The organism is Bacillus mexicanus, assembly GCF_050445615.1.
GTDB classification, from domain to species: domain Bacteria; phylum Bacillota; class Bacilli; order Bacillales; family Bacillaceae; genus Bacillus; species Bacillus mexicanus.
Genome location: NZ_JBCEYV010000001.1, coordinates 542,232 through 566,985, shown reverse-complemented (window position 1 = coordinate 566,985; position 24,754 = coordinate 542,232). Strand labels below are relative to the sequence as shown.

Genomic DNA, 24,754 nt, shown 5'->3' with positions numbered 1-24,754 from the left:
TACCCTACTTTCTCTCTTTGTTGGTCATAGTTTCTGACATTTTACAAAACAACGTCATCAGCAATCGGCGTTTCCATAATTCTCTTTACGACGGGAAGATCCGAAGACTGTCCGAGTGCCCACATCAATTTTGGCATGATCGCTTCTGTGTTCATATTTCTGGATCGGATAATTAAGTCTTGGTTGACTCTGCGGCCAACCTCGTAAATGCTCATGTCTTCGCCTTCTTCCAGACATTGAGTTGTGATCACGACGACAATGCCGCTTTCGATCAGTTCATTGACTTTTGACAAAATATCTCTGCCTTCAAATGGTACGCCCCCGCTGCCATAACTCTCAATGACAATCCCTTTGTACATGCTTTTCAAAGCATCTAACATATCAGGCTTTAAGCCTGGATGCAGCTTCAGCAGACATACATCCGTACATAGTGACGTATCAACTTTGAAAGCGCCGTTCCCATGTTCCGTTACTTGTTTGTTGTATTCGATCCCGTCTTCATTGATAAAAGCGATATATGGATAATTGATGCTTTCAAATGCGTCATAGCTTTTCGTTCTTAATTTGATCGCACGCGTTCCTTGAATGACTCTGCCGTCAAACACAACATAAACGCCGCCCACACCTTCACAGGCAAAGCGAATCGCATCTGTAATGTTTTTTTTAGCATCGGTTTTTTGGAATGTGATCGGGATTTGCGAGCCGGTGATGACGATCGGCTTTGCGGCTTCCTGGAGCATATATGACAGCGCTGCAGATGTATAGGCCATTGTATCTGTACCGTGTGTAATAACAAATCCGTCATAGGCGTCATAATTTTCTTTAACGGCTTCAGCTATTTCCACCCAGTATTCAGGCTGCATATTGGTGCTGTCTATATTCATAAGCGACTGAGTCTCCATCGTGTAATCGTTATCAAGTTTTGATACGTAACTTAATAATTCATCAGCCTTGACTCCTGGGGCCAGACCATGTTCCCCTTCAACTGAAGCAATCGTTCCCCCAGTTGTCAACATCAATAATTTTTTCATACCATGCACCTCTTCACTGTATCTAAAGATGGGTTGCGAGAAGGCATTCGCTTTTCGCATACTTTTAATGCAATTATAGACACGGAAAATAAAATACGCAAGAGATTATTATTCAATTCGCGTACACTTCTTAATGCCTATATGATATAATCAGCTCAAGGTAAAAAAGGAGCGGAAGTTCATGAATCTGGATCGTTTAACTGAATTGAGAAAAAAGAAAAATTGGTCGCTTCAATATACAGCCGACCTTCTGGGTATCGCCAAAAGCACTTATGCCGGCTACGAGTCAGGCTACCGCCGTCCTTCGCTTGAAGCACTTGCCATGCTGGCTGATCTCTTCGACACAACCTGTGATGAACTTTTGGGCCGTGAGAAACAAAAGCAGACTGCTCCCCAGACCATTGAATTAGCCACGTGGAACAGCCTTGATTTTCACATTTCTGTTGATGGTAAGCCGCTGAGTGAAGATGAAATCATCCAGCTGATTACCTTTATCCGAACAAAAAGGAAAGTACAGGAGGAGCTGAGTTAATCTAACTCACCGCTTAATTTTCCCATAGGTTCCTCCTCCTCCGGCTTTCACTTCCAGCTGTCCGGATCTCGCTTTTACAATGAGTGCCGCGGTTTTCGCCGGGACCACGCGAGCCAAATCTTCTTCCGAAGCCTCATGAAGCACAGCCATCTCTGTTCCAAAGGCTTTTTTTAGTTTGTCCAGAGTTTTTGGACCGACACCCGGAACAAATTGCAATGGGATCTGATGAACATACCGCGGACGCGAGACGCGAACTTCAGTCTGATCACTCAATTCAAGCAATCTTTCGCTGACTCCTTTGGTCAATCTGCGATTTCCGCAATTCGCGCACGTCGCTTCTCCGCTTACAGCAGGTTCTCCGCACGCTTCACAAGTCGTCTGATAATATTTCCCCAATAGCGGGTCCAAGCCGTAATTTGCCGTAATGACCCTTTCATCCTGACCTCTTAATGCAAAAGCAAACTCAGTAAAATCAGCTGACTGTACATATAGTTCATTATATTCTCTGCCAATTTTGCCTAACGAATGCGCGTCAGAATTTGTTAAAAAAGAGTACTGATTCAATTCAGATACGTGTGAAGCCATGTCTGTATCACAGCTTAATCCAAGCTCCACTGCATCTATCATAGAAGGATCAAAAACCTCGGTTAAGCTTGATGCAACCCCTTTTCCATATAAGCTTTTATGCGGTGTAAAGATGTGGGCGGGAATAAATAGGCCGCCCATTCCCTTCACTTTTTTTTGCAGATTCATGCCTGTTTCATAAATCCGCTGTGAGCTTAAATGAATATTTTTCAGCCGCGCTGACAGCCAGTTTGAAAAGTTTTTCATATCAGCAAGTGTCGGCATAAAAGCGAGCACATGGATCGGCCCGTTGCAGGCTTCATCATAAATCTCCAGCTCGCTTCCTAATAAAAGAGTGGTGTTGCGGTAACGAATTCCACCGCCATCAAGCTCGCGATATTTCCCTGATGATATGCCTTCCTCAAGCTCTAGGATGACTTCCGGAGAATGACAGTCGATAATGCCAAGAAGCTCAATTCCTTTATGTTCACTGGCTTCAACTAAAATTCGGTCAAGCGTCAGCGTTTTGGCGCCTGTTATTTTAACAGCTCTTCCCTTAAAGGTGCGGCCGATATGAATGTGCAAATCTGCGTAAATCTTTTTCATTTTTTTGCTTGGAGCGCTTCTTTCAGCTGAAGATACTGAATCGCATAGGCTGTTTTAGCATCATAAACTTCACGCGATTCAACCAGCTTCAGCGCATCTTCAAGCGTCACCTCCATCACTTCAACAAACTCGTCCTCATCAAGCTCCCGTTTTTCTTCAAGTACAGAAAGCTCTTCAGCAAGAAACACGTGAACAATTTCATCCGCAAAGCCGGGTGATGTATAAAACGCAGTGATTTTTGTCAGTTTTTTCGCAGTATACCCCGTTTCCTCTTCAAGCTCCCGAAGTGCCGTATACTCTGGCTCCTCCCCTTTTTCAAGCTTTCCAGCCGGAATTTCAACAATCGTACGCTCAAGCGGTTTACGAAATTGTTTGACAAGGATCATTTTCCCCTCCTCTGTGACAGCTAATATAGCTACAGCTCCAGGATGTTTCACAATTTCACGTTTACTCTCTTTGCCGTTCGGCAGTTCAACATCTTCTACATAAAGATCAATTACTTTACCCGAAAAGATCTGTTCTTTGGCAATTGTTTTTTCTTCTAATGATTTCACTTCTTCATCTCCCGTTCTGTCTCTATATGATGCCCCATACATTTTATCATACTAGAAAAAAGGAGGCTTCTTATGAAAGTCCGCCGTGTGCCAAAAGGTATTGTCCTAGTCGGAAAAGCATGGGAGGTTCGCGCGAAGCTGAAAGAGTACGGGCGCATATTCCAATACGTGAAAGATTGGGTTTCCAAGCCGTAAAAGTTGAAACTTTATCTCCTTTATATTACGGTCAATATAAAGCGTAAAAAAGGAGTGTGCACATGAGAAAGCGCAAACTGGGTACATCTGATCTAGAGATAAGCGAAGTCGGACTTGGCTGCATGTCTCTGGGAACTGAAAAAAATAAAGCCTTGTCCATCCTGGATGAAGCGATCGATCTTGGCATCAACTATTTGGACACAGCGGATTTGTATGACCGCGGTTATAACGAAGAAATTGTCGGTGATGCGATTCAAAACAGACGCCAGGATATTATTTTGGCAACGAAAGCGGGAAACCGTTGGGATGACGGCAGTGACAGCTGGTATTGGGATCCTTCAAAAGCTTACATAAAAGAAGCCGTAAAAAGGAGCTTGGCACGGCTGAAAACAGATTACATCGATCTTTATCAGCTTCACGGCGGCACGATTGAGGACAATATTGATGAAACGATTGAAGCGTTTGAGGAATTAAAACAAGAAGGCGTCATTCGTTACTACGGCATTTCCTCCATCCGCCCGAATGTGATAAAAGAATATGTAAAAAAATCAAACATCGTCAGTATTATGATGCAATTCAGCCTGTTTGACAGACGCCCTGAGGAATGGCTTCCGCTTTTAGAGGAACACAATATCAGCGTTGTCGCCAGAGGCCCTGTTGCTAAAGGGCTCTTAACTGAAAAATCGCTTGATCAAGCGGCAGACAGTCTCAAACAAAACGGGTACTTGTCCTATTCATTCGATGACTTGGCAAATGCCCGCAAGGCTATAGAGAACGTCGCACCTGATCTTTCTATGACAGAAAAGTCTCTGCAGTATCTGTTAGCACAGCCGGCTGTTGCCTCGGTGATTACAGGCGCCAGTAAGGTTGAGCAGCTACGGGAAAACGTTCACGCTGCAAATGCCCGGTGTTTAAGCACTGAAGAAGTCAAAGCGCTCCAATCTCATACGAAACAAGACATTTACGAGGCTCACCGCTCATAATAGAAAAACCAGCCCCTGTACGGGTGCTGGTTTATTTATATTTGTGCCAATCCATTTGGCTTTCATTAAAGAGTTCTCCAAAGCTTTTGTTTTTTTCGATCTCTTTTTTCTTTCTGATCTGTTCGGCTTTCTCTCTTTCCTGTCTCTTTTTATCATCTTCCTTCAACTGGTTCTTCATCTCCATAAGCTTCGCTTTCATATCTGATTGAAGGTCATCTTTTAACTGGTGTTTGTCAGCGTTTTTTTGTTTTTGCATATTACGCTCTCCCTGTAAATTTGTTTTGAAGCCAGTTTATCATGGAGTAAGCAGACTGAACAAGCAGACTCTCTTCTAAACACTTTTTCGGCCAGCACAGCACGATTTGATATAATGATTTCAGTATGAATTTCCTATATTTGTTGAAAGGTGATGTGGCTATTGAAGAAAATCTTTTTGGCCGTTGGCGCTCTCTTAACCGCTGTTATCGCAATCGGAATGGTATTTTCGAATATCATTCTGTTTATCAGGAAAAAGGCAGACGAAGATATTATCAAAAGAGAGACAGACGATGGACATGATGTGTTTGACTCCTTTGAGCTTATGGAGAAAACCGCTTTTGTCATACCATCTGCTTACGGGTACGATATAAAAGGCTGCCATGTCGCACCATATGATACACCAAACACCATCATTATTTGCCACGGGGTAACAATGAATACGCTGAATTCTCTTAAGTATATGCATTTATTTCTTGATCTCGGCTGGAATGTCATTGTTTATGACCATCGCCGGCACGGACAAAGCGGCGGAAAGACGACTAGCTATGGGTTTTATGAAAAGGATGATCTCAGCGAGGTTGTCAGCTGGGCCAAAGATAAAACAGGCCAGCGCGGATTGATCGGAATTCACGGCGAATCAATGGGAGCTGCCACGGCCCTGCTTTACGCTGGTGAACACTGTGAGGATGGCGCTGATTTTTATATTGCCGATTGTCCCTTTGCACGTTTTGATGAACAGCTTGCCTACCGGCTGAAGGTGGAATACAAGCTTCCGTCTTGGCCGCTGCTCCCCATCGCCGACTTCTTTTTGAAGCTGAGGGGCGGCTATCGGGCACGCGAGGTATCTCCGCTTGCTGTCATTGATAAAATTGAAAAACCGATTCTCTTTATTCACAGTAAGGATGATGATTATATACCCGTTTCTTCAACCGAGCGGCTTTATAAAAAGAAACCCGAGCCGAAGGCGCTGTACATTGCTGAAAATGGAGAACATGCCATGTCGTATACGAAAAACCGGGACACATACCGAAAAACGGTGAAAGAGTTTTTAGATAAAATAAAGGATCCAACAGAATAAAAAAGCGAAAGGCCCTTCGGCTCTTTCGCTTCTGCATTTCACAAAACGTCGGTAATGCCATCCATATTTTCTCTGATCCATTCAATCGCAAGCTCTATCGTTGTAAACTCCTGCGTTTCGAATGTCATTTCATCCTGCAATAGCCAAACATCTTTCTTGACAGATTCTGCTCCTCCAATTGACCAGTGGAGTAAGGTATAGGGATGGTTTTGATTCAGGAAGGATACCCACGTTTTATTCTGTGCTGTGTTCTTCATCGACTTCAGCTTTTGTTCCACGTTTCGTGTCTCCCTACTTTACTAGTATGCTCATTCTGGGGCTGAGCATTTCAGCCGGGCTTTTCAGCGCCAGCGTTTTGGCTTTCTCATTGTAATCGATTGTCATTTGATCGTCAAAAAACACTTTTTGCGACGATTGGATATAAAGCGGAATGCCATTCGTTTCAAGCTGCTCACACTGTCCCGTTAATTCTTCTGCCAGCCAGATTGTCGGAACACCGCTTACCGCGCAGCCGCACCCTTCTGCATCGTAACGAAGCTGGGCTTTTTTCCCCGGGTTGGCGTCGAACGCCTGCTCAAATGCCTGTTTTGCTGCATCTGTCACATGTATGTTCATAAGGTGAGACCCCCGTTTTCATCATTTTCGCTATTGTAGCATACAACGCTTCCATTCGCATTGTTTCTGCCTTTTTTCCACCGTTTCGCATTTTTTTCTGCAGTCTTGATCCATTCATCTTTCCCTTGCATGTACTGTTTGATGCTGTCGGGATGCTGGGCCGCCAGCCATTTTTTGAGAACGGCGTATTCTTTCGCTATGTTCGGATGAGCTCTGAGATAATCTCTGAATAACAGATGCCTTTCAATAGCAGGGTTTTCCTGTTCGTACAGATGGACGTGATGGGTTCGTTTATTTCCGCCCTTTTGAAAATAGCGCCTGCCCGCTATGCCGTTCTCACCTTTTGATATATAGCCGATAGCCTTCATTTGTTCATCAAATTGGCTCACGGCCTCAATGCTTCTGACTTCAATTAGCATATCAATGATCGGCTTCGCTGCCATGTTCGGTATCGATGTGCTTCCGATATGATGAATGGCGATCATCTCCGGCCCGAACACCCGCTTCAACCATTCTTTTTCTTCATCGAAACCTTCCGTCCATTTTTTGTTGTAGGGAACGACCTCAACTTTTCTTTTCGGATACAAACGAAAGACCGACAGCAATAGACCCTGCGCTGCTTTGACGGTTTCTGCTTTTTGAAATCCGGCCTGTGTGTAGAGTGACACGGCCGGGATATTTTTCTCGGCTGTGACGACTTCGATTTTCTCAGCGTCTTCGTTCTGATCAATGACAAATTGCAGAAGTGCTCGTCCAATCCCTTTTCTAAAACCGTCAGGGTGCACAACAAGCCTGCAAATGGTGAGATGATGCATGTTTTTCTCATATGAAATGACACCAATCAGCTTGCCATTTTTCCGGTATCCCGCAAACCGTTCATGAGATGCTTGAATATATCCTTCACCTTCTCTTGTAAAGCGGGAATGCCGTCAAAACAGATAATCTCTGTTTCCTTTATGTAGGCGGGGATCTGTACGGCTATAATCTCACGCGCTACAGTGTCTTCCTTATGCTGGAGAAATTCAATCATTCGTGTTCTCCTGAAACAGCCGCTGTCTTCCGACTTTTGCGATGCGGACTGCATACGACTTGTACCAAACGCTTTTTCCTTTTTCTTTTGCCGCTTGATGTTCAGTATGATGCTTCCAGTTGTTAATTGCGTCCATACTGTCCCAATAGGAAACCGTTATGCTCCTTCCATCCGACGCACGAACACTTTCGACGCCTAAAAATCCCGGCTGATCCGCCGCAAGCGATACCATACGTTTTGCTGTTTCTCCATACCCTGTGTCATGTTCACTTTTAATAGAAGAAAAAATAACCGCATAGTAAGGAGGCTCAGGTGTTTTTGATAAAAAGTCCATCTTATTTCCCCCTCATATGTTTTTGACAAACAGCACTCTGTCTTGGCCCGGGCCGTCATAGTTTGCGAACACGGAGATGCCGTTTACTGTTTTGGTGCCCTTTTCAATATTAAAGCCCAATTTTGTGTGGTATGCGATTGATACTTTATTCACCGGTGAAGTGACGCATTTGACTCGGGTGCAACCCCTTTGTTTTACGGTTTCAATGAATACATCATATAATTGTTTTCCAATTTGCATTTTTCTGAAATCAGGATGCACACCGGAAAAATGAATGTATGCCGTTTCAGGGTCTGATTGCGATTGAAATCCGATTAAAAATCCGGTCATACTGTTATGTTCAGATGTAATAAAGCTTGTGTCCTGAAAATGCTCAAAAAATAGTCTCGGCAATTTTTCTTTCATCTGTCTGCCGCCCCACCATTCATTCAATACAGACGTTACCATTTCATAATCTGAAGACGTGATTGTTCGAATATCCATTACGATTTGATCTCCCTCCGTCTGGCAAAACGAATGTCAGCTCTTTTCTCTCACAATATAAAAATTATATTTTGCCTGACTGGAATTGTAAATGCCTTCTTTCCTCTATCATACGTTTGCAGACTTCCAAGGGGGGAACAATGTTTATATTTCTGCACATATTTCTCTTCCCCAATACAGGGGAAGAGACTTTACAGCACAATATCAAGCACTTGCTCAAGTTCCAGTTTATAAAGCTGGTCCTCGTCTCCTTTTATCCATACTGTTTTTTTAAACTCTTCATACCGGCAGATTTTCCCCGTACATCGGACAATTTCACCATCTTGAAAGCAGCTGACAGTGATATTCTGAGCAAACTCCATCGCGGCGCAAAGCGTTTGATTCATTTCCTCCAGCTTATCAGAATCGAGAATCGGCTTTTGCAGCTTCTGTTTATGGCGCTTTCTCTCAAGCAGGCTTTGTCTATGTTCCGGCAGAAACATTCTGCTTCCTTCCCACAATAGATTGCCTCTCTTTAAATGGTCGTTCATTTATAGTGCCCTCCTATTTTAGCCGCACGTTCAAATGCCTGGCCTGCCGCTGTCAGTGACGCCGCTCTGATGATAGCTGTGTCGCCGAATCGGTTTTTAATGCCGTCCACCACATAGCCAAGGCTCATTTTTTTGGCATAATCCTGGAATAAATTGAGCTGCCATATGTCATCAGATGAAAGCAGTGACAGATTGACCCCGAGACGGCGGACAGGCTTCCCGTCCCAAAATCTAAGAAACAGTCCGCATACAGCCTCATATACATCCTGGGTGGAATTTGTCGGTTCCGCCAGCTTCACTTGCCGGTTAAAGCCTGTTAGCCAATTAAAGTCAGCACCCCGGCAGCTCACGGACACCGTCTGTCCCATGACACCGGCGTTTCGACTTCTCCTGCACACCTCTTCACTCAACTCCAACAGCACGACCTTGATTTCTTTGTCAAATTGTTCGTAGTCTCTCGGGAGAGTCATTCCGTGGCCTATCGCCTTTTGCCCGTCCAGAGATGAAGTTGATACAGGGGAATTGTCGATCCCGTTCGCCGTCATCCACAGCACGTGGCCGTTAATGCCCCATTTCTTTTTTAAAAGATTGAGCGGAAAAGCCGCAAGCCCGCCGATCGTGCTGATGCCCATTCGGGTTAAATGATGCTTCATGCGGCTCCCGACGCCAAACATGCTGCCCACCGGAAGCGGCCACATGTCAGTTTTCATATTTTCTTTCGATAAGGTAAAAATGCCACTCTTATTCTTTTTGGCAAAGTTGTCACACGCAATTTTGGCCAGCGCTTTATTAGGACCGATTCCGACCCGCGCATAAATGCCGATCTCCCGCATAATTCTGCCCTGAATGCTGTTTGCGATCTCTTCCGGCGTCCCAAACAGCTTTTGACTGCCTGTAATGTCCATGAACTGTTCATCAATGGAATACGGCTCTACAAGCTCTGTATATTCCTCTAAAATAGCCGTAATTTGCAGTGATACATCAATATACCGCTGCATACGGGGCCGAAGCACAACAGCTTCAGGGCACTTTTCCTGCGCCTCCCACAGCCGGGAAGCATTCGCCACACCCTTTTGTTTCGCCAGCGGGCAGGCAGCCAATACGACTCCGCCTCTTTTTTCAGGATCACCTGACACAATGACGGGCCTATTTTTCAAATGTGGATTTTCCGCTTTCTCTACAGATGCATAAAACGATTGCATGTCAACGAGAAAAATCACTTTTTCTTTCATCATACACACCTCTGATAAGGAACTTATGTTCGTGATTTCATTATATGCGAAAGTATGTTCGATTTATACTGGTAAATGATTCTTGTCTGAGAGAAAATATGAGCCAGGGGTGTGAGAGAAGAAAAACATTTAGTAGACTAAAAGCGAAGCATAAAGATAGGAGCGTCATAATGGAGAAATTCGTCGAAAAAATGATGGGGCAGGCACTTCGTCAATACGGCAGAAATGTTGCCATAGATCCGTTAAGCCCGTATGAAAAACAAAGCTTGAAATCAGCCTTAGAAGAGAGACGGAATGAAGAACCCGATGAGGATCTGCATGCGCATATAGAGGATATCATTTATGACTATGTCACAAACCAAGGGCTGTTCTCTTAAACGCAGGCTGCACCGCACAATCCTCCTCACAACAGGATAAGCTGTCCATTTCCCGCTATCATGAGGGTTTCCTCACTTGTAATGATTATAGTCACATTTACAATCGACGAAGTGCTTTTATCCTCTATGATGGATTTGCAGATCAGATTTGGCGCTGGCCGGCCGATCTGTTCTAAGCGGAATCACCCTGCTCGGCCTGCCATTTTTAGCGTTCGCCTATCGGCAGATGAAAGGAGAAATGACAAAACACCGGTCCGCGCTGGAAAAGCCGCTTTAAACAAAAAACGGGAGAGAACCAATCTCTCCCGCAACAATGAGATGATGACCATAAATATAGGCGGTGTAATGTTTCAGCTTTTCGTATTTATCGTGTTCGCCGCTGTCATCTTTGCAGCTGTGACAAGTTTCAAGTACGCGGAGATTCGAAAAGCGTAGCTGACCCGCATAGAGACAGCCGATCCGAAGATTATGATTAATCGTTTGGGACAACGAGCTCTACCTTTATCCGGTCCGGATCCTCACAATATACTGCGTAACGCCCGTCCCCTCCGGCAAAAGGATACCTGTCTTAGTACAACACACGATAGCCTTTTGCGGTTAATTTTTCCATCATCAGGTCAACTTGAAGCTTGGATTCAGCGTGATGATTCGGCCCGACACGGCATCTGGGGCATTTCCTCTAGAAATTGCTCTTTGCGCCTGCACAATCACAAGGTAAAAACGATATTTTTTCCAGCTAATTCCGAAATCCTATTTTAATACTCTTTATAGCCAATCTTTTAAAAACCATCCCCAAAACCGCATAGACACTTCCAAATCAGAGACATACAGTTCAATATGATGCATGACATTACACCCGCCTTACCAGCACTTGTTCAACCTTATGCCCGTCTCCCTTGCGCAAAATGAGGTCCGATCTGAATTTAGTCGGCAGGATATTTTCATACAAATTCGGACGATTGACCGTCTCCCAAATCGAAGCTGCCATCTCGTCAGCCTCCTGATCAGACAAGTCTTTAAATTTATGAAAATAAGAATCGGGATTTTGGAAAGCTGTTTCCCGAAGCAGACGAAAACGCTCTAAATACCAAGTGAAAATCCGGCTTTCCTCCGCGTCCACATAAATCGAAAAATCAAAGAAATCGGAAACAAAAATACGCGGGTTTTCCCGGTCATCTTCCAAGGTTGGCGACTGAAGAACATTAATGCCTTCAATAATCACAATATCGGCCTGTTCTACAACCTCAAACATGCCTTCCTCGCGGTCATAGGTAAGATGGGAATACACCGGGGCCTTTACGCTGTCTTTTCCTGATTTTAAGTCGTTCAAAAATTCGAGAAGCGCCTTTACGTCATAGCTTTCAGGAAACCCTTTTCGTGACAGCAAATTTTTCTTTTTCAGCTCGGCTGTAGAAAATAGAAAACCATCTGTGGTGATAAGGCTCACTTTAGGCCGGTCCGGCAACCGCGAAAGCAGCTTCTGTAAAATCCGCGCTGTTGTGCTTTTTCCGACTGCCACACTGCCGGCGATGCCAATTATAAATGGAATTTTGGCGGAATGAGGGTGCTTCAAAAAACCATTAACATGCTTATTGCGCTCAGCAGCAGACTTCACATGCAAATGAAGCAGGCGAACAAGCGGGATATAGATCGTTTCCACTTCTTCGACAGAAAGGTAATCATTCAGCCCTTCCACAGCTTTTGCTTCCTCTTCAGAGACAGCAATCGACAAATGTCCGCCAAAACCAGACCAAGACTCACGATTGTGCTGTGTATATAATGTATGTAAATTAAGCTCTTTATTTTTCACTGTTGACACCTAGCTCTCTGTAGGTTAAAACCCTTACAAAGATTGTAACGGAAAACCCTTTCACTGTCTGCTTATTTTTTTATTTCATTTTTTAGTAAACCTGCACCGATCTGGTTAAACGCAGCCATTTCTTCTTGCGGAACCATACTTCCTCCCGTTCCCCAGACAACATGTACCGCGTGCTCCATCTCATATTTCTGGCGATAGCGTCTGCCTTCTTCTGTCGAAAAAAGCTGAACTGGACCGAACATGCCGGCAAGAGCAGAAGGCTCTAAGTATTGATTTTCAGTTACAGCCAGCATATGCAGCAACGTGTAAAGCGTATCATCCTCTACCGTATAACAGCCGCTCAGCAGCGGTTCAATGAGCTGACCGACAAATCCCGACGGCCTCCCTACAGCCAGTCCGTCAGCAGCTGTCCGATTATCTAAGCCGATATCCTGGACAGAAATCTTCTCATGGAGGCCGGAATAAAGCCCTAACAGCATACACGGTGAATGAGTCGGCTCTGCAAAAAACACATGAACATGGTCGCCATATAAAAGCTTCAGCCCAAACGCCACACCACCCGGCCCCCCGCCGACACCGCATGGCAGGTACACAAACAGCGGCGTCTCACGGCTCGGTCGTATATTCATACAGTCGAGCTGTGTTTTTAATCGTCTGGCTGCCACCGCATATCCTAAAAACAGCTGGCGGGAATGTTCATCATCAATGAAATAACAGAACGGATCTTGCTCCGCCTGCTGTCTCCCTTCTTTCACCGCTTCACTGTAATCTGATTCATACTCCATGACAGTAACACCCTTTTGGCGAAGCATATCCTTTTTCCACTGCTTAGCATCCGCGGACATATGCACTGTCACGCGAAATCCGAGTGCGGCACCGATGATGCCAATGCTTAATCCGAGATTTCCTGTCGAACCGACAGCAAGCGAGTAACGGGAAAAAAACACGGCAAACCGCTCTTCCTGTAAGATTCGGTAATCATCAGTTTCATGAAGCATTCCTGCCTGAAGCGCCAGCATTTCAGCATGCTTTAATACTTCATAAATTCCGCCCCGCGCTTTAATCGATCCTGAAATCGGCAGCTCATGGTCGCACTTTAAAAGCCACCTTCCGGGAAAAGACAGCTCGTATGCCTCTTCCAGCTTTTTCTTCATATGCTCTATTTCAAAAAGCGGAGACTCGATCATACCGTTGGCATCTTTCGTCTCAGGAAACACTTCGGCAATGTAAGGAGCGAATCGGCTTAGCCTTTTTTCAGCCTCCGTTATCTCGCTTTCCCACTCATCTGCATGGAATAACAGCTCCTCTTTCTTGCCCGAATTTGCCCATAATACAGGCTTTGTATCAATCAATTTCTGAATAAACGGATCTTTGAGCAGAACGTGAAGAACTTCTGAATGAATTGACATTCAACGATCTCTCCCTTTCACTAATAAAAACCGCCTCATGAACATACCAACAAAAGCCATTTCGACAGTTCCCTCTTTATTTTTTCATGAGCACGCGCCCTGCTACCTTTTCAACGAGAGCTGGAAACAACTGATACAGCTTAGTGCCGGCGTTCATGAAACGCGGAAGATTGATCTCCCGTTTGTTCGTGAAAATAGCAGCTGTAATGTGAGCTGCCACATCATCAGGATCGAGCATCCAGCGCCCGACATTTTTGACATAGTCCCCGCCTTTATCAGCAATGGAAAAAAAGTCTGTCTGAATCGGTCCCGGATTGACAGTTGTCACATAAATGCCGGTTCCCGACAGCTCCATCCGCAAAGCGTTTGAGTAGCCTAGCACAGCATGTTTTGTCGCAGAATAAAGACTTGATTTCGGTGTTGCGATTTTCCCCGCTTGAGAGGCGATATTGATGATATGGCCCTTTTTTTGCTCAAGCATTTGCGGGAGCACCGCTTTTGTACAGGCGATCAGGCCGAAGACATTTACATCAAACATCGCTTTCATGTCTTCCAATGTCGAGTCTAAAACCGTTTCAAAGATACCGAAGCCCGCATTGTTAATCAGTACATCCACCAAGCCGATCTGATCGCGGACCCGGGCGATATCCTCCAGGCGGCCGACATCCAGAGGGAAAATCTCACACTGTCCGCTCCATTCCCCGGTTATTTTCCTTTTGATTTCTATCAAGCGGTCCTCACGTCTTGCCGACAGCAGGACGTGGGCTCCTTCAGCTGCGCATAAGTATGCGATTCTTTCACCGAGCCCCCCTGAAGCGCCTGTTATCCAAATCCGTTTTCCTGCTAAATCCTTCACCCATTTCACCTCTTCATCGTTCTAAAATATGCTGTATGTCCTTCCCAATATAGCGTGATGGATTCTTCAGCCGCCAGCACATCAAGATGCCCAACCGTTTCTGACATCGTGAAAAATAATTCTCTTTCATACACAGCAGGAAAAAGCTGCTGACAGACCTGAAAAGCGGTCATCGGCTTTTCAGCCAGCATACGCCGCACTTCCTCCGTTCTGTTCCTCCGCTTGTCAAAGCGCTTCTCAATCAATGCCTGTACGCTGGTAATCATGTCACCATGACCCGGAAACACGATCGTTGGATCAAGCTCAGACAGCCTCCGCAAAGACTGCTGATAATTAATTAAAGGCGTTGACCTTATGACTCCTGCTTTCGGGGCTTCCAGAATCGGATTAGACGAGCTGTTGGTCAGCAGAAGATCGCCGCCAAGCATTCTCCCGCTTTTTTCATGGAATAAGACGATATGCGACTCAGCATGTCCAGGCATCTCCAAAACAGACCAGCCTTCCAGTCCATCAATGCTCATCCCTTCTCTGACTGTTTTCGTCAAGGATCTTGTACAGGAAAAGGCGTACGCTGACCGAATCAGCTTTTCTGCCTTTTCTGTATCAAGAGGAACGCCTAATTCAGGCAGCAGCTTTTGAAAAAAACGTTTTTGCCAATCCATAAAAACTTGATCTCGGCTAATATAAGGTTCGTTGAACGGATGCCCGATCACTTCGATTTCATCAGAAAAGATATCAAGCAAGCCGGCATGATCAGCATGATGGTGAGTCAGTACAACCTGCTCAATATCTGACATTTTCACATGGACAGCGGCAAGCTGCTCCTCAAGGGCTCTGCCAGCCTTTTTTGTATTTGGCCCGGCATCGATAAGTGTCAGCGCATCACCTTTTACGAGGTAAACGATAACGTCGCCTACAGCAAACGGTGTCGGAACGCGAATTGGAATGATGTCTAGAGTTGTCATCCTTTCTCTCCTTGTCTTCATTCATTAGTCATATTTTAGCTTTTTCTCGGTCTTGTGTCATTATTTGCTGAATGAGAATGACCTTTTTGAAAAAGTGATTGACATTAGCTTGTCCGCCATAGCATAATGAACAACAAAATAAAACGAGAACCATTGGAACGCTATGACGAGGAATAATATACAAGGCGATGGCCAAAAAGAGCGATCCCCCAGACTGAAAGGTATTAGGAAAACCTAAACGTTTCCCGCGTTACGGGATGTGAGCTGGGCGCAATCTGTGCCCAGAGGGTGGTACCGCGAACCTTTTCGTCCTTTATGTGATGAAAAGGTTTTTTGTCGTTCTGATAAAAGGAGGATATGAATGAAAAAGATAGGATTTGTCGGCGCTGGTTCTATGGCAGAAGCACTGATTAAAGGTATTTTGCATAGCGGCATCACAAAACCAGAATATATCTATATCACAAACCGCTCAAATGACGAGCGGCTGATTGAACTAAAAGAAACGTACGGTGTGCGTCCATGCAGAGATAAAAATGAGTTTTTCGCTCACACCAATATCATTTTTCTCGCCTTTAAACCGAAAGACGCGGCGGAAAGCATCAGCAGTCTGCGCCCGTATATCAAAGACCAGCTTGTCATTTCAGTGCTTGCAGGCCTTACTATCGACACCATTCAGCACTATTTTGCCAGAAAGCTCGCAGTCATTCGTGTCATGCCTAATACATCAGCAGCGATCGGAAAATCAGCAACCGGTTTTTCCGTAAGCGCTGAAGCAAGCGAGGACGATATGGCTGCCGCAAAAACGCTATTAGAAACAGTCGGTGATGCCACACTGGTTGAGGAACGCCATCTTGACGCTGTCACGGCGATCGCCGGCAGCGGTCCAGCCTACGTATACCGGTATATCGAGGCGATGGAAAAAGCGGCACAAAAAGTAGGATTGGACAAGGAAACAGCAAAAGCACTCATTTTGCAGACAATGGCCGGAGCAACAGATATGCTTCTTCACAGCGGCAAACAGCCTGAACAGCTGCGGAAGGAAATCACGAGCCCGGGAGGCACAACAGAGGCAGGTCTTCGCGCTTTACAGGACGCCCGATTTGAAGAAGCGATTCTTCACTGTATTGAGGAAACCGCTAAACGCAGTGCTGAAATCAAAGAACAGTTTGCCGGTGCTGCCTTAGGGAAGCATTCATAGATTTAATAAAAGAGAGAAGCCGCCGAGTCTTCTCTCTTTTATTTTTCCTGCACCAGCTGTCCTTGTTTGAATAAGGAGGAGATGGTGAACGAAAGCAAGTCCGGAAGCACTTCAAAGGAATAAGGCATATACAGTCTTTCCGTCCATTTGTGCGGGTCCTTTCCAGCCGGACCAACGTTGAACACCGGGACATCTAAAGCATGGTCTTTACCGCTTGGCAGTGAATATCCTCGATTAAAGAGCGGCATATTGCTTGTGTACGCGTCAACCTCCTGCTTCTCCAGCTGCAGATAGCTTAAGTCTGAAAGTCCCGGGAAATACTGAACCTCCCGTAACACTATGCCATATCTGTCAAAGGTATAACGTATAAGCTGATCAGCTGTATTCCTGATCAATTGATCGTCCTTTGAAGAAACCGCCGGATAAAACGGCGGGCTGTAAAAAAGAACAATGAGCGGCGCATCCTCCTTACAAAGCGAAGCAAGCTCGGATACCATTTTGGTCGAAAAATCCCTGTCTCCAAGATCTCCTCTGTTGGCAAAGGCATAATTTATAGCCCGCTCTATTTCCGAAACCCCAGCACACTTTTTCGCACGTGCGACCAGCTCATCAAATGGCAAAACAGTGACAGCCCGCTCCATCGGCTGAAACGACTCAAATTGCTGAAAAGCCTGTGTTTTCTTCCGAATATTCGCGATGATTTCCTCCGCCGCCTGTTCTGCGGTTTTAAGTAGCATCTGATGCAGCTCACTGGCTGAGCGTTTCATTGACAGCACATTAAATAACGTGACAGCTGTATGCGGTGTCTGAACTGAATACGCTTCTTTCAAGTCCTTTTGCATGAGGTTTACCGGCGGCGGAGTGACTTCGCCATCAACCTTTTCGCAAAAATCCGCATTCAGTTCGAGCAAACGGTTCAGCTCAGATACCATTAAATTTGCGTTTATGCCGGAAAATGGCTCTCCGACATGAGTCTCAATCCCCTTGCAGAAAAATCCCGCAAGCACCTTGCCAATACTCCCTGTATAAACATATTGCTGCTGGTCGCCGGGAAACTTTTCAAACATCGGTTCAGCATTCAAACAAGCAGTTAATGTGATATCATGCGTTTTCTCCATTGCCTTCAGTACAGGAACCGCTTCAATCATACCTCTTGAGTTTACCTCTTCATCAGGAACCGTGATTAACAGCACGTTGCCCTCAAATTGCCCGTTCATCGCCCGTTCCAGCATCGACAGCTGAACAGCAAGCCCCGCTTTCATATCCATCGTGCCTCTTCCAAACAGCCAGTCTCCGCTTTCAGCGTCTCTTTTCACCTGTTCCGGAAGCAGCTCTTTTTTCTTTAGAAAAGAGCGTAAAAGCTCAGCAGGTTTACAAGCCATATGTATAAATTCTCCGTAATCTTCAATGTCTACGACATCAAAATGGCTCAGCAGAAGCACTGTCTTCTTGACATTCTTCTTTTTGACCAAAGCTGTAAGAAAGGATCTCCCATCGTTCATCGGATGAAGTGTGACATCATCAGAATGTTTTTGAAAATAAGGCTTATCCTTCAAAATAAAATAAAGATATTCCGCAAGTGCTGCCTCGCCCTTTGAACCGGTGATGCTTTCGTATTGCACAAGAGAAGTTAAAAGGGTCAGCAATTCATCTTTCGTCTGCCAATTCATCGATTTCCGCCCCCTCCTATGTATAAAAACGCTTCCAGCCTGAAAAATAAAATAATTCTCTGTCTATTATACAGATATGTTTAACAAAATCGGATCTTTTGAGCAGTTTATATGACGGGAAAGAAATGAGTTGATATAATCAATTCCTAAAAACCTTACGGGAGGCGAAAGAAATGGCTAGAAAATTATTTACACCCATTACAATCAAAGATATGACGTTAAAAAACCGCATTGTTATGTCGCCAATGTGCATGTATTCTTCTCATGAAAAGGACGGAAAATTGACACCGTTCCACATGGCACATTACATATCACGTGCAATCGGCCAGGTTGGGCTCATTATTGTGGAGGCATCAGCGGTTAACCCTCAAGGCCGAATCACAGACCAAGACTTAGGAATTTGGAGTGACGAGCATATTGAAGGCTTTTCCAAACTGACTGAGCAGGTCAAAGAACAAGGTTCAAAAATCGGCATCCAGCTTGCACATGCCGGACGTAAAGCAGAGCTTGAAGGAGATATTTTCGCTCCATCGGCGATTGCGTTTGACGAACAATCAGCAACACCTGTAGAAATGTCGGCAGAAAAAATAAAAGAAACGATTCAAGAGTTCAAACAAGCGGCTGTGCGCGCTAAAGAAGCCGGCTTTGACGTGATTGAAATTCATGCGGCACACGGATACTTAATTCACGAATTTTTATCTCCGCTTTCCAATCACCGCACAGATGAATACGGCGGCTCACCAGAAAACCGCTATCGTTTCTTAAGAGAGGTCATCGATGAAGTCAAACAAGTATGGGATGGACCATTATTTGTCCGTGTATCTGCTACTGACTATACAGACAAAGGCTTAGACATCGCCGATCACATCGGTTTTGCAAAATGGATGAAGGAGCAAGGTGTTGATGTAATCGACTGCAGCACAGGCGCCCTTGTTCATGCAGACATTAACGTATTCCCTGGCTATCAGGTCAGCTTCGCTGAGAAAATCCGTGAACAGGCTGGCATGGCAACTGGTGCTGTCGGCATGATTACAAATGGATCAATGGCTGAAGAAATTCTGCAAAACGAACGTGCCGATCTCATCTTTATCGGCAGAGAGCTTTTACGGGATCCATTCTTTGCAAGAACTGCTGCCAAACAGCTCAATACAGAGATTCCGGCCCCTGTTCAATACGAAAGAGGCTGGTAAAGTCCAAAAGAGATATCCTCAACCGGATATCTCTTTTTTATTTTTAGAGAAACGATCAGCTAACGTTCTCCGTCTCCCTAGTAGAACCAATTAGAGGAGATGACTCCAATGAACACAGCTTGGATGGAAAAGACATATACGATTGACGGATGTGAATTTCATACACAACACCGGAGAGGATCAGGCGGTGTAACGATTGTCTTTGAGGCCGGCTACGGTACTTCTTCTGAAACGTGGAAACCATTAATGGCGGACATTGATGATGAATTTGGCATTTTCACATATGATCGGGCGGGAATAGGAAAAAGCGGACAAAGCAGCGCAAAACGAACAGCTGAACAACAGGTGAAAGAATTGGAGAGTTTGCTGAAGGCAGCAGATGTAAAACCACCTTATTTGGCTGTTTCACACTCATACGGAGCTATCATTACCGGTCTATGGGCCTGCAAAAACAGGTGTGATATTATCGGCATGGTCCTTCTTGATCCTGCTTTAGGAGATTGTGCAGGCTTCACCTTTATACCTGAAGAAATGCACAAATCATATAAGAGAAAGATGATGCTTGAGGGCACACATGCGGAGTTTTCAAAAAGTCTGCAGGAGTTCAAACAGCGGCAAGTCCATTTAGGAAACATGCCTCTGCTTGTGCTGTCATCAGGTGAACGAACCCAGAAATTCGCTGTCGAACAGGAGTGGCAGCACCTGCACAGCAGCATATTGTCTCTTTCTAACCAAAGCGGCTGGATTCAAGCTAAAAACAGCTCGCACAACATCCATCATGATGAACCCCACATCGTTCATTTGGCTATTTATGATGTATGGTGCGCAGCGTGCCAGCAGGTCGCTCCGCTTTATCAGGCAGTCAATTAAAAAAAAGAAGACCGGATATGTAACGCTCCGGTCTTCTTTTCTATTATTTTGTTTCGCGGTGAATATTTTTTCAGCTCTAAACGGTCTGGATTCGTGCGTTTGTTTTTTGTTGTGATGTCATTTCGATCTCCTGTTTCAGTGGCTAACGTAACATTGATCCTCATTTGAACATCTCCTTAAATAAGAGCTCTCCGCATCAGCTCCGCGGGACGTTTACCTCTAAGAAATCAGACGCCACCACGCTGTTCGAGAAAACCTCAGCCGCTTCTTTTTGCAGTTCCAGAGAGATATCACCCTGATATCTGGCGCTAATATGGGTTAAAATGAGCTTCTTCGCTCCGGCTTCTTTTGCTGTGACGGCTGCTTGCTCTGTTGTACTGTGAAAATAATCATAAGCAAGCTTCCGATCTTCCTTGGAAAAAGTCGCTTCATGAACAAGCACATCACAGTCCATTGCAAGGTCTTTTAGCTTGTCACTTACTCTCGTATCTCCGGAAAACACAACAGCTCTTCCCTTTTTAGGAGGCTCCAGAAAGTCATTCCCATTGATGATGCGCCCATCTTCTAGCGTAACCGTTTCGCCTTTTTTAATTCTTTGATATACAGGTCCTGGCGGGATCTTCATTTCCTTTAATACATCTGCCTTTAAGGAACCAGACACATCTTTTTCCTGCACACGGTACCCGAACGCTTCGATTCCATGAATGACAGATACTGCTGTCACAATAAACTGATCATCTTCAAACACGATTCCTTCTTCGATTTCTTCGATCACAAGCGGATATGTCAAATGAGTTTTCGTGACCGCAAGGCTTGTTTCAATAAACGCTTTGATTCCTTTAGGTCCGTACACCGTCAATTCGTCCTCTCCGCCTTGAAAAGAACGGCTCCCCAGAAGCCCCGGAAGTCCGTATACATGATCGCCGTGCATATGTGTAATGAAGATTTTTTCTATTTTACGAGGTTTAATTGATGTATGTAAAATCTGGTGCTGTGTAGCTTCTCCGCAGTCAAACAGCCATACCGAACGCCTTTCTTCAAGCAATTTCAATGCCACCGACGTTACGTTTCTCGCCTTCGCGGGAATGCCGGCTCCTGTTCCTAAAAAAAGTAATTCCACATTTCCTTCCTCCTACTAGAACTAGTTACCTACAAGAATACAGGATCATGCGCAAAATGTGAATCTTGCCCTTAAAAGGAACAATCCTTTCGTTCTAGAAACATTTTTACGGCATTCTTCAAAAAAAGGGCTGAAATGTTTGCTTTCGTCGAATTTTAGATTTAAAATGAAGGAAATATACGGGGTGTACTAAAATAAAGCTTCGAATAAAGTGAGGTACTTTTAGTGAAAACAAACCAACAACCAAAAGCAGTAATTGTCATATTCGGTGCAACTGGAGATTTAGCAAAACGAAAATTGTATCCGTCTATTCACCGTTTATATCAAAACGGACAAATCGGAGAAGAATTCGCAGTTGTAGGAGTTGGAAGAAGACCTTGGTCTAATGAGGACCTTCGCCAAACGGTTAAAACTTCTATTGCCTCATCTGCTGATAAACATATAGATGATTTCACGTCTCATTTTTATTATCACCCATTTGATGTGACAAACCCTAGCTCTTATCAAGAACTTAACGTATTGCTTAACCAGCTGGAAGATACATATCAAATTCCGAACAATAGAATGTTCTACTTGGCAATGGCGCCTGAATTCTTCGGCACAATTGCAAAAACATTAAAATCAGAAGGTGTTACGGCAACAACCGGATGGTCCCGCCTTGTGATTGAAAAGCCGTTTGGCCATGATCTGCAAAGCGCACAGGCACTGAACACAGAAATCCGCAAAGCATTTACGGAAGATCAAATTTACAGAATCGACCACTATCTAGGCAAACAAATGGTACAGAACATCGAAGTCATCCGATTTGCCAATGCGATTTTCGAACCGCTTTGGACAAACCGCTACATCTCAAATGTTCAAATCACATCGAGTGAATCACTTGGCGTCGAAGACCGTGCAAGATATTATGAAAAATCAGGCGCTCTGCGTGACATGGTGCAAAACCACATGATGCAGATGGTTGCCCTTCTTGCTATGGAGCCGCCGATCAAATTGAATACAGAAGAAATCAGAAGCGAAAAAGTAAAAGTGCTGAGAGCGCTGCGTCCTGTTAAAACAGATGAAGTGGATGAGTATTTTGTGCGCGGACAATATCAGGCTGGGGAAATTAACGGCCTGCCGGTTCCCGCTTATACGGATGAAGATAATGTCGCTCCTGACTCCAATACAGAAACCTTTGTTTCAGGAAAGCTTTTGATCGATAACTTTAGGTGGGCTGGCGTTCCATTCTATATCCGCACCGGAAAACGATTGAAAGAAAAGTCTACAAAAATTGTCATTCAGTTTAAGGACATTCCGATGAATCTGTATTACGGCAATGAAAGCAACATGAATCCGAACTTGCTCGTCATCCATATTCAGCCTGACGAAGGCATTACGCTTTATCTAAATGCCAAAAAGCTCGGAGGAGGAGCACACGCTCAGCCAATCAAGCTGGATTATTGCAGCAATTGCAATGACGAAATGAATACCCCTGAAGCATATGAAAAATTAATTCATGACTGCCTTCTTGGCGATGCAACAAACTTTGCACACTGGGATGAAGTTGCCCTTTCATGGAGCTTTGTTGACTCCATCTCTGAAACATGGGCAGCAAATAAAACCTTGTCACCAAACTACGAATCAGGCTCTATGGGACCGAAAGCATCAGATGATCTTTTGGCGAAAGACGGCTTGAACTGGTGGAATATATAAGATAAAAAAAGCCGGAAATGCTTATGAGCATACCCGGCTTTTTTTATCTGTCCATAAGGCATTCCTGTCATTCAACAAAAACCCCGAAGCTTTAAGGCTTCGGGGTTTTTGTTCATTATTTCATCCATTCAGTATGGAAGATGCCTTCTTTATCCGTACGCTCATAAGTATGAGCGCCAAAGTAGTCACGCTGTGCTTGAATCAGGTTTGCAGGCAATACCGCTGTACGGTAGCTGTCATAATAAGCTAATGCACTTGAGAATGATGGCACCGGAACACCTTGGGCGACAGCAAGCGAAATCACTTGGCGAAGCGCCCCTTGGTAGCTTTCCACAATATTTTTGAAGTAGCTGTCAAGAAGAAGGTTGGCAAGCTCAGGCTCACGATCGTAAGCTTCTTTGATCTTCTGAAGGAACGCCGCGCGGATAATGCAGCCACCGCGGAAGATCATAGCGATTTCGCCATATTTCAGATCCCAGTTATATTCTTCAGAAGCAGCTTTCATTTGAGCAAATCCTTGTGCATAAGAACAGATTTTACTCATGAACAGCGCTTTTCTCACTGCCTCAATCAGCTCTGCTTTATTTTCGGTAACAGGCTTCACGTCTGGTCCTGAAAGAATGCCGCTCGCTTTCACACGCTCTTCCTTCATAGCTGAGATAAAGCGTGCGAATACAGATTCAGTAATAATCGGAAGCGGAACACCTAAGTCAAGTGCGCTTTGGCTTGTCCATTTTCCTGTTCCTTTTTGGCCTGCTTTATCAAGAATCACATCAACAAGCGGTTTGCCTGTTTCTTCGTCTTTTTTCGTAAAGATGTCAGCTGTAATCTCAATCAAATAGCTGTCAAGCTCACCCTTATTCCATTCAGCAAAAACGTCATGAAGCTCGTCAGCTGAAAGACCTAGCACTTGTTTCAAAATGAAGTATGATTCAGAAATCAGCTGCATATCTCCGTATTCGATACCGTTGTGGACCATTTTTACGTAATGGCCTGCACCGTCGGGGCCAATATATGTCGTACAAGGTTCACCGTCAACTTTTGCAGAAATCGCTTCAAGAATCGGCTTTACAAGCTCATGTGCTTCTTTTTGTCCGCCAGGCATGATAGAAGGCCCTTTAAGCGCTCCTTCTTCTCCGCCGGAAACGCCTGTTCCGATAAAGTGAATGCCGCTTTCAGCGAGTTCTTTGTTACGGCGCTGTGTATCTTTATAGTATGTATTTCCGCCGTCAATTAAAATATCATCCTTCTCTAGATGAGGAAGAAGAGATTGAATTGTCGCATCTGTTGCAGTTCCCGCTTTAACCATTAATAAGATTTTACGCGGTGTTTCCAAGGATTGCACAAACTCTTCAATACTGTATGTGCCAACAACATTTTTGCCTGTTGCCTCCTGCAAAAACTCCTCAGTTTTACTGCTTGATCTGTTGTAAACAGAAACAGAAAATCCCCTGCTTTCGATATTTAAAGCCAGATTTTTACCCATGACCGCAAGACCGATAACGCCGATTTGTTGTTTTGACATATTCTAACGTCCCTTCTGCAAACGTTTAATCATTT

General features: G+C 44.7%; 27 protein-coding genes and 3 pseudogenes. 10 read left to right on the top strand and 20 right to left on the bottom strand.

From position 1 onward, the window contains the following. Window positions 1–41: 41 nt before the first annotated feature. Window positions 42–1,031: an asparaginase gene (ansA, locus tag AAGG74_RS03105; protein WP_162102535.1), complete on the bottom strand. Its 990-nt coding sequence runs from the start codon at window positions 1,029–1,031 to the stop codon at window positions 42–44. Window positions 1,032–1,212: 181 nt separating this feature from the next. On the opposite strand from ansA, the gene ansR reads away from it, so the two are divergent. Further along, the gene (ansR, locus tag AAGG74_RS03100) at window positions 1,213–1,563 is read left to right on the top strand and encodes an HTH-type transcriptional regulator AnsR (protein ID WP_162102534.1); all 351 of its coding nucleotides are present in this window, start codon (window positions 1,213–1,215) and stop codon (window positions 1,561–1,563) included. Window positions 1,564–1,569: 6 nt separating this feature from the next. On the opposite strand, the gene AAGG74_RS03095 is transcribed toward ansR, so the two are convergent. Beyond that, window positions 1,570–2,733 carry a TIGR00375 family protein gene (locus tag AAGG74_RS03095; RefSeq protein ID WP_429674504.1) on the bottom strand — a complete coding sequence of 388 codons (1,164 nt, stop codon included), beginning with the start codon at window positions 2,731–2,733 and terminating at the stop codon, window positions 1,570–1,572. Then, a complete protein-coding gene (gene nudF / locus AAGG74_RS03090; protein ID WP_429674503.1) occupies window positions 2,730–3,287 on the bottom strand; it encodes an ADP-ribose pyrophosphatase in 558 nt (185 codons plus the stop codon). The genes AAGG74_RS03095 and nudF overlap by 4 nt, the downstream gene beginning before the upstream one ends. Window positions 3,288–3,359: 72 nt before the next feature. Here nudF and mciZ point away from each other — a divergent pair, with 72 nt between their 5' ends. Beyond that, window positions 3,360–3,482, top strand: a complete 123-nt coding sequence (mciZ, locus tag AAGG74_RS03085; RefSeq protein ID WP_429674502.1) for a Z-ring formation inhibitor MciZ — start codon at window positions 3,360–3,362, stop codon at window positions 3,480–3,482. A gap of 62 nt (window positions 3,483–3,544) precedes the next feature. Beyond that, a complete protein-coding gene (locus AAGG74_RS03080; RefSeq protein WP_429674500.1) occupies window positions 3,545–4,465 on the top strand; it encodes an aldo/keto reductase in 921 nt (306 codons plus the stop codon). A gap of 31 nt (window positions 4,466–4,496) precedes the next feature. On the opposite strand, the gene AAGG74_RS03075 is transcribed toward AAGG74_RS03080, so the two are convergent. Next, window positions 4,497–4,721, bottom strand: coding sequence for a YqkE family protein (locus AAGG74_RS03075; protein WP_429674499.1), 225 nt, complete (start codon window positions 4,719–4,721; stop codon window positions 4,497–4,499). A gap of 162 nt (window positions 4,722–4,883) precedes the next feature. Between AAGG74_RS03075 and AAGG74_RS03070 the strand changes: the two genes are divergently transcribed. Beyond that, window positions 4,884–5,801 carry an alpha/beta hydrolase gene (locus AAGG74_RS03070; protein ID WP_429674497.1) on the top strand — a complete coding sequence of 306 codons (918 nt, stop codon included), beginning with the start codon at window positions 4,884–4,886 and terminating at the stop codon, window positions 5,799–5,801. Between the two features lie 38 nt (window positions 5,802–5,839). On the opposite strand, the gene AAGG74_RS03065 is transcribed toward AAGG74_RS03070, so the two are convergent. The 7 genes and pseudogenes from AAGG74_RS03065 to AAGG74_RS03035 all read right to left on the bottom strand — a co-directional run bounded on the left by AAGG74_RS03065 (window position 5,840) and on the right by AAGG74_RS03035 (window position 10,028). Beyond that, complete coding sequence (locus AAGG74_RS03065; RefSeq protein WP_162102527.1) at window positions 5,840–6,079, bottom strand: YqkC family protein; 240 nt, start codon at window positions 6,077–6,079, stop codon at window positions 5,840–5,842. Between the two features lie 13 nt (window positions 6,080–6,092). Next, the gene (locus AAGG74_RS03060; protein WP_162102526.1) at window positions 6,093–6,416 is read right to left on the bottom strand and encodes an iron-sulfur cluster biosynthesis family protein; all 324 of its coding nucleotides are present in this window, start codon (window positions 6,414–6,416) and stop codon (window positions 6,093–6,095) included. After that, window positions 6,413–7,446 (bottom strand): annotated as a pseudogene (locus tag AAGG74_RS03055) (GNAT family N-acetyltransferase). Before AAGG74_RS03055 ends, AAGG74_RS03060 begins: the two are co-directional and overlap by 4 nt. After that, entirely contained in the window at window positions 7,439–7,780 is a 342-nt protein-coding gene (locus AAGG74_RS03050; protein ID WP_429674495.1) for an antibiotic biosynthesis monooxygenase family protein, read from the bottom strand. The pseudogene AAGG74_RS03055 and the gene AAGG74_RS03050 overlap by 8 nt, the downstream one beginning before the upstream one ends. A 12-nt stretch (window positions 7,781–7,792) precedes the next feature. Continuing rightward, window positions 7,793–8,263: a GNAT family N-acetyltransferase gene (locus tag AAGG74_RS03045; RefSeq protein ID WP_225493791.1), complete on the bottom strand. Its 471-nt coding sequence runs from the start codon at window positions 8,261–8,263 to the stop codon at window positions 7,793–7,795. 191 nt (window positions 8,264–8,454) lie between these two features. Further along, entirely contained in the window at window positions 8,455–8,793 is a 339-nt protein-coding gene (locus tag AAGG74_RS03040) for a YolD-like family protein (protein ID WP_429674494.1), read from the bottom strand. After that, window positions 8,790–10,028 carry a DNA polymerase IV gene (locus AAGG74_RS03035; protein WP_429674492.1) on the bottom strand — a complete coding sequence of 413 codons (1,239 nt, stop codon included), beginning with the start codon at window positions 10,026–10,028 and terminating at the stop codon, window positions 8,790–8,792. Before AAGG74_RS03035 ends, AAGG74_RS03040 begins: the two co-directional genes overlap by 4 nt. A 167-nt stretch (window positions 10,029–10,195) precedes the next feature. Between AAGG74_RS03035 and AAGG74_RS03030 the strand changes: the two genes are divergently transcribed. Further along, window positions 10,196–10,402, top strand: coding sequence for a YqzH family protein (locus tag AAGG74_RS03030; protein ID WP_162102520.1), 207 nt, complete (start codon window positions 10,196–10,198; stop codon window positions 10,400–10,402). Between the two features lie 66 nt (window positions 10,403–10,468). Continuing rightward, a pseudogene (locus AAGG74_RS03025) lies at window positions 10,469–10,679 on the top strand (MDR family MFS transporter); the annotation flags it as partial. Window positions 10,680–10,874: 195 nt separating this feature from the next. Here AAGG74_RS03025 and AAGG74_RS03020 read toward each other — a convergent pair. From AAGG74_RS03020 to AAGG74_RS03000, 5 genes and pseudogenes are all read right to left on the bottom strand, one after another. Further along, window positions 10,875–11,248, bottom strand: a pseudogene (locus AAGG74_RS03020) (VOC family protein). A gap of 4 nt (window positions 11,249–11,252) precedes the next feature. Next, window positions 11,253–12,212 carry a type I pantothenate kinase gene (gene coaA / locus AAGG74_RS03015; RefSeq protein ID WP_162102519.1) on the bottom strand — a complete coding sequence of 320 codons (960 nt, stop codon included), beginning with the start codon at window positions 12,210–12,212 and terminating at the stop codon, window positions 11,253–11,255. A 71-nt stretch (window positions 12,213–12,283) separates the two neighbouring features. Next, window positions 12,284–13,630 carry a D-serine ammonia-lyase gene (gene dsdA, locus AAGG74_RS03010; RefSeq protein ID WP_429674491.1) on the bottom strand — a complete coding sequence of 449 codons (1,347 nt, stop codon included), beginning with the start codon at window positions 13,628–13,630 and terminating at the stop codon, window positions 12,284–12,286. Between the two features lie 76 nt (window positions 13,631–13,706). Next, a complete protein-coding gene (locus AAGG74_RS03005) occupies window positions 13,707–14,486 on the bottom strand; it encodes an SDR family NAD(P)-dependent oxidoreductase (RefSeq protein WP_162102517.1) in 780 nt (259 codons plus the stop codon). A gap of 5 nt (window positions 14,487–14,491) precedes the next feature. Continuing rightward, window positions 14,492–15,451 (bottom strand): MBL fold metallo-hydrolase, encoded by a 960-nt coding sequence (locus AAGG74_RS03000; protein WP_429674490.1) that lies wholly within the window; start codon window positions 15,449–15,451, stop codon window positions 14,492–14,494. Between the two features lie 361 nt (window positions 15,452–15,812). On the opposite strand from AAGG74_RS03000, the gene proC reads away from it, so the two are divergent. Further along, window positions 15,813–16,649, top strand: coding sequence for a pyrroline-5-carboxylate reductase (gene proC, locus AAGG74_RS02995; RefSeq protein WP_162102515.1), 837 nt, complete (start codon window positions 15,813–15,815; stop codon window positions 16,647–16,649). A 38-nt stretch (window positions 16,650–16,687) separates the two neighbouring features. Here the strand turns inward: proC and AAGG74_RS02990 are convergent, their stop codons facing one another. After that, on the bottom strand, window positions 16,688–18,319 hold the full coding sequence (locus tag AAGG74_RS02990) for a M20/M25/M40 family metallo-hydrolase (protein ID WP_429674489.1): 1,632 nt from the start codon (window positions 18,317–18,319) through the stop codon (window positions 16,688–16,690). 173 nt (window positions 18,320–18,492) lie between these two features. On the opposite strand from AAGG74_RS02990, the gene namA reads away from it, so the two are divergent. Together namA and AAGG74_RS02980 are read left to right on the top strand one after the other, a co-directional pair. After that, on the top strand, window positions 18,493–19,509 hold the full coding sequence (namA, locus tag AAGG74_RS02985) for an NADPH dehydrogenase NamA (RefSeq protein WP_162102513.1): 1,017 nt from the start codon (window positions 18,493–18,495) through the stop codon (window positions 19,507–19,509). 108 nt (window positions 19,510–19,617) lie between these two features. After that, window positions 19,618–20,379: an alpha/beta fold hydrolase gene (locus AAGG74_RS02980; RefSeq protein ID WP_429674487.1), complete on the top strand. Its 762-nt coding sequence runs from the start codon at window positions 19,618–19,620 to the stop codon at window positions 20,377–20,379. Here the strand turns inward: AAGG74_RS02980 and rpmG are convergent. Both rpmG and rnz read right to left on the bottom strand, forming a co-directional pair. After that, entirely contained in the window at window positions 20,376–20,543 is a 168-nt protein-coding gene (gene rpmG / locus AAGG74_RS02975) for a 50S ribosomal protein L33 (protein WP_429674486.1), read from the bottom strand. The genes AAGG74_RS02980 and rpmG overlap by 4 nt on opposite strands. Before the next feature lie 32 nt (window positions 20,544–20,575). Continuing rightward, window positions 20,576–21,499: a ribonuclease Z gene (gene rnz, locus AAGG74_RS02970; RefSeq protein WP_429674484.1), complete on the bottom strand. Its 924-nt coding sequence runs from the start codon at window positions 21,497–21,499 to the stop codon at window positions 20,576–20,578. Window positions 21,500–21,724: 225 nt separating this feature from the next. Between rnz and zwf the strand changes: the two genes are divergently transcribed. After that, entirely contained in the window at window positions 21,725–23,194 is a 1,470-nt protein-coding gene (gene zwf / locus AAGG74_RS02965) for a glucose-6-phosphate dehydrogenase (RefSeq protein WP_429674483.1), read from the top strand. A 115-nt stretch (window positions 23,195–23,309) separates the two neighbouring features. On the opposite strand, the gene gndA is transcribed toward zwf, so the two are convergent. Then, on the bottom strand, window positions 23,310–24,719 hold the full coding sequence (gndA, locus tag AAGG74_RS02960; protein WP_429674482.1) for an NADP-dependent phosphogluconate dehydrogenase: 1,410 nt from the start codon (window positions 24,717–24,719) through the stop codon (window positions 23,310–23,312). Between the last annotated feature and the right edge of the window lie 35 nt (window positions 24,720–24,754).

Coding starts and splice junctions, on each gene's coding strand:
- AAGG74_RS03030 (WP_162102520.1), top strand. CDS start 10,196: ATGGAGAAATTCGTCGAAAAAATGATGGGGCAGGCACTTCGTCAATAC.
- AAGG74_RS03000 (WP_429674490.1), bottom strand. CDS start 15,451: ATGACAACTCTAGACATCATTCCAATTCGCGTTCCGACACCGTTTGCT.
- AAGG74_RS02990 (WP_429674489.1), bottom strand. CDS start 18,319: ATGAATTGGCAGACGAAAGATGAATTGCTGACCCTTTTAACTTCTCTT.
- proC (WP_162102515.1), top strand. CDS start 15,813: ATGAAAAAGATAGGATTTGTCGGCGCTGGTTCTATGGCAGAAGCACTG.
- AAGG74_RS03050 (WP_429674495.1), bottom strand. CDS start 7,780: ATGGACTTTTTATCAAAAACACCTGAGCCTCCTTACTATGCGGTTATT.
- AAGG74_RS03040 (WP_429674494.1), bottom strand. CDS start 8,793: ATGAACGACCATTTAAAGAGAGGCAATCTATTGTGGGAAGGAAGCAGA.
- rpmG (WP_429674486.1), bottom strand. CDS start 20,543: ATGAGGATCAATGTTACGTTAGCCACTGAAACAGGAGATCGAAATGAC.
- AAGG74_RS03095 (WP_429674504.1), bottom strand. CDS start 2,733: ATGAAAAAGATTTACGCAGATTTGCACATTCATATCGGCCGCACCTTT.
- namA (WP_162102513.1), top strand. CDS start 18,493: ATGGCTAGAAAATTATTTACACCCATTACAATCAAAGATATGACGTTA.
- gndA (WP_429674482.1), bottom strand. CDS start 24,719: ATGTCAAAACAACAAATCGGCGTTATCGGTCTTGCGGTCATGGGTAAA.
- AAGG74_RS03035 (WP_429674492.1), bottom strand. CDS start 10,028: ATGATGAAAGAAAAAGTGATTTTTCTCGTTGACATGCAATCGTTTTAT.
- ansA (WP_162102535.1), bottom strand. CDS start 1,031: ATGAAAAAATTATTGATGTTGACAACTGGGGGAACGATTGCTTCAGTT.
- AAGG74_RS03080 (WP_429674500.1), top strand. CDS start 3,545: ATGAGAAAGCGCAAACTGGGTACATCTGATCTAGAGATAAGCGAAGTC.
- mciZ (WP_429674502.1), top strand. CDS start 3,360: ATGAAAGTCCGCCGTGTGCCAAAAGGTATTGTCCTAGTCGGAAAAGCA.
- dsdA (WP_429674491.1), bottom strand. CDS start 13,630: ATGTCAATTCATTCAGAAGTTCTTCACGTTCTGCTCAAAGATCCGTTT.
- AAGG74_RS03075 (WP_429674499.1), bottom strand. CDS start 4,721: ATGCAAAAACAAAAAAACGCTGACAAACACCAGTTAAAAGATGACCTT.
- ansR (WP_162102534.1), top strand. CDS start 1,213: ATGAATCTGGATCGTTTAACTGAATTGAGAAAAAAGAAAAATTGGTCG.
- AAGG74_RS02980 (WP_429674487.1), top strand. CDS start 19,618: ATGAACACAGCTTGGATGGAAAAGACATATACGATTGACGGATGTGAA.
- AAGG74_RS03045 (WP_225493791.1), bottom strand. CDS start 8,263: ATGGATATTCGAACAATCACGTCTTCAGATTATGAAATGGTAACGTCT.
- AAGG74_RS03060 (WP_162102526.1), bottom strand. CDS start 6,416: ATGAACATACATGTGACAGATGCAGCAAAACAGGCATTTGAGCAGGCG.